3 protein-coding genes are annotated in these 2,898 nt (G+C 68.3%); all 3 read right to left on the reverse strand.

Annotated features, from left to right (window positions below):
• Positions 1-209 precede the first annotated feature (209 nt).
• Positions 210-968, reverse strand: coding sequence for a YcnI family copper-binding membrane protein (locus AC5RWX_RS31960; protein ID WP_494100201.1), 759 nt, complete (start codon positions 966-968; stop codon positions 210-212).
• Positions 969-1,057: 89 nt separating this feature from the next.
• On the reverse strand, positions 1,058-1,681 hold the full coding sequence (locus tag AC5RWX_RS31965) for a hypothetical protein (protein ID WP_494100202.1): 624 nt from the start codon (positions 1,679-1,681) through the stop codon (positions 1,058-1,060).
• Positions 1,682-1,830: 149 nt separating this feature from the next.
• Positions 1,831-2,847 (reverse strand): NAD(P)H-dependent flavin oxidoreductase, encoded by a 1,017-nt coding sequence (locus AC5RWX_RS31970; RefSeq protein ID WP_494100203.1) that lies wholly within the window; start codon positions 2,845-2,847, stop codon positions 1,831-1,833.
• Positions 2,848-2,898 lie beyond the last annotated feature (51 nt).

Consider the following 2,898-nt stretch of genomic DNA (forward strand, 5'->3'; position numbering starts at 1 on the left):
TAGCCTGCGCTTGCGGCCCGCTCGGGCCGCACCCGCTGAGCATCAGTGCCGCCGCCGCGGCCGCCGTCGTTGTGACCAACCCATGTGAAATTCGCTGAGACCTCATGGCACCACCTTTGCGGCACTGTTTGGCCGCGTCAATGATGCCACGAGGCTGTGGCGCATTTTGATGCCCGGATCGTGATGATCCGGGCATCAAAGGTTTGTCCTTACTTCGCTGGTGTCTCCGCCGGAGTGTTCCGGCGCGCACCGCTGCGCAGGAACGCCGCGCCTCCGAGTACCAGGCCCCCGACCCCCGCTGCCAGTCCGGCCCAGCTGCGGGCGTCAGCTCCGCTGTCCGTCACTGACGCCTGCTCAGCGGAGGGGGATGCCGTGCTGTGGGAGGCCATGGCAGCGGCTTCGCCGTGTCCATCGGTGCCGGCAGCTTCGGTGACCGTCATCGAAGGCGCAGGTGCCTCCAGGGAGTGCGGGTCCTGGCCGTCCTTGGCAATCTCCGACCAGTCCGTCTGCCCCGTCTCACAGGTCTGAAGGGTGGGGAAATACAGCGTGGCGCCGGCCGTATCAGGGAGTTTTACCGAAAGTACCAGTGCGTCGCGCAGCTCATGGGGCAGTGGACTTTTGGCGGTATAGACAATGTGGCTGGTCCGCTTGGTGATGGAGGTGCCGTCGGCGAGTTTCTTCGGCTCGGCGAGCTGCTCCGTCACCTTCTCCGCTGTCCAGTTGGGGTTGACTGTGGGCTGGGCATCGTTCAGTTCCTGCGGCAGCGTGATGGCCACCTTAGTGGTGCCCGACGTGTCGCAGCCGTGCGGGATGCCGAAGGTGAGCAGGGCGTAGGAGCCGGCGGCTGTTTTGTCGGGCGTGACGCCGACGTGGGCCGAGGCTCCGCCCGCAGCGGTGAGCAGCAGGGCTGCCGCACCTCCGGCGGCAGCGGCAGCTTGCAGGGTACGGCGAAGAGCTGAGGGTTTCATGGTGTGCCTTTCTGGCGCACGCCCGGCGTCCGCGGATCCGGGCACGCAAAGAGTATGGGTGCCGCCGCCGGCATGAGGAGGCGGCGGTTCTAGCGGGAGGGCACGACGGCGGAAGGCGGGCCGCGTCGGCTGTCCTGCCGGAGGTTCCGCCAGGGACGCAGCAGCACGGCAGCGGTGGGGAAGGCAGCCAAAACTGGCGGGACGGCGTCGGGCACCTCCGCACGGGGGAGGGCTGACAGCGGCCTGAGCCAGACGGCTAGCGCCCAGAGGGCTGCCTCACCCTTGGCGAGGAGGATCGCACAGCCGAGCGTCGCCAGGGCGTGCGCGGCCAGCATCAGGGGTGCGGACCCGGCTTCGGTACCAGCGAGGTGGACGGCTGAAGTGATGATGTCGGTGCCGGGCAGGTGGCCGGCATGAGGGGAAGCCCCGGTTGGTACCCTGCCTGCCGCGTGAGGACCGAAAGCCGTAAACAGGCCGTGCAGGGCAAGTTGCCCTCCAGCCAGGAGGGCGGCCATGGCGGGAAATCCCAGCTGAAGCCGGGTGGCCATGGTACTGGCGAGGCCGGTTAGGGCCAGGACTGCCAGCAGGATGACGGGGGCAGGAAGCGCGCCGCCGCCGGCGAGGTGGGCGCCGGCGGGGAGCGTCAGGATGACCGTGGCCACCGCCGACGAGCGGAGGAGGTGGAAGGGTGTGCGCGGGCGGTGCGTTCGCACTGCTCTCCCTTCCCATTGACGGAACCAAACACCGCTGCAGGGCGGAGACGGCAAGGTGCTGGACGATCAGATTCTAGCGGTGATCCGCTGCTGACCCCCAAGCCGGAAGGGGGGTGCGTCGCCGTACCGTCAGCGGCCCACCGCAACTTTTAGCGGCTACCGGCCAGCAGTTCGGCGAGGACCTCCGCCGCGGTATCGTGCTTAAGCAGGGGCGCTGACTGCCCGGCCCACAGGGACATCAGCTCCGTGTTCCCCTTGGCGGCAGCCTCCGGCCGGAACCGGCCGGTGAGCCAGTTCTGGACCGGGAACGGGGCAACAGCCTCTGCTTCTTCAAGTTCGGCAATGATGCGGTTGGGAATGCCGCGCGCCAACCGGCCGCTCAAAGTGCGGGTCAGTACTGTGCCTGCCGCGGCGGTGCTTCGCAGTACCTCACGGTAGGCGGGAACCGCGGCGGATTCACGAGTGGCCAGGAACGCCGTTCCCACTTGTACGGCATCAGCACCCAGGGCCGTTGCTGCCGCAAAGCCGCGGCGGTCGGCAATTCCGCCGGCCGCGATCACCGGGATGGACACGGCGTCGGCCACCTGGGGGACCAGGGCGAACGTACCCACCAGGGATTCCTCCGCGGGCTTCAGGAAGGACACCCGGTGGCCGCCGGATTCCATGCCGCTGGCAACCACGGCGTCCACGCCGCCGGCCTCCAGCGCCAAAGCCTCCGCAACGGTGGTGGCAGTGCCAAGGACCTTGATGCCGCGTCGGTGCGCCTCCTCCACCACATCCGGAGCGGGCACGCCGAAGACAAAACTGACGACGGCGGGACCCGCCTCCAGCGTGGCCTCCACCTGCTCGCCGTAGTCCGGCAGGTACTGTGCCGGCATGTCCGGAAGGGGAATGCCCAGTTCCTCGAAGTAGGGCCTAAGCGTAGCGGCGCACCGGTCGAATTGCTCCTGCGGAACGGCGGTGGTCTCGGTACCGTCGGCTACCCATAAGTTAAGGGCAAAGGGCTTCGCTGTGGCCGCGCGCAGTTCGGCTGCCGTCTTTCGGATGGCACCGCCGTCGTACCCGTACAGGCCGTAGGAACCCAGCCCGCCGCCGTCGCTTACTGCGGCGGTGAGCGGCACGGAGGAGACGCCGCCGAACGGGCCAAGGACCACGGGGACGTCAATTCCGAAAAGCCCGGTGACCCTGTTGGTGGAAGCGGAACGGAACGGTGCGGC

It is taken from the genome of Arthrobacter sp. SPT-J7 (assembly GCF_059089965.1).